2 tRNA genes are annotated in these 365 nt (G+C 45.8%); both read right to left on the bottom strand.

Going from position 1 to position 365, the window contains the following annotated elements:
* Position 1 precedes the first annotated feature (1 nt).
* Positions 2-86 (bottom strand) — tRNA-Leu (locus tag AN214_RS21975).
* A 94-nt stretch (positions 87-180) separates the two neighbouring features.
* Positions 181-255, bottom strand: a tRNA-Gln gene (locus AN214_RS21970).
* Positions 256-365 lie beyond the last annotated feature (110 nt).

Here is a 365-nt window from a genome sequence, read left to right as displayed (position 1 = left end):
ATGGTGCGGAAGGAGAGACTTGAACTCTCACATCCGAAGATACTGGAACCTAAATCCAGCGCGTCTACCAATTCCGCCACTCCCGCATATTGCTTAAGTATATTTGGAACCTAAATATAGCGTCTATTTCAAGACAGTTGTCAATTCCATCACTTTCGCATAGGGCTTCTCTAAGAAAAGTGGCTGGAGTACCAGGATTTGAACCTGGGAATGGCGGGATCAAAACCCGCTGCCTTACCGCTTGGCGATACTCCAACGATTACTCTTTCGAGAAATTGATTAGTTTAGTTCTTATCGAGAACATGGTGCGGAAGGAGAGACTTGAACTCTCACATCCGAAGATACTGGAACCTAAATCCAGCGCG

The sequence above is a fragment of the Pseudoalteromonas sp. P1-9 genome (assembly GCF_001399975.1).
Lineage (GTDB): Bacteria > Pseudomonadota > Gammaproteobacteria > Enterobacterales > Alteromonadaceae > Pseudoalteromonas.
This window is presented reverse-complemented; position numbering and strand designations above follow the sequence as displayed.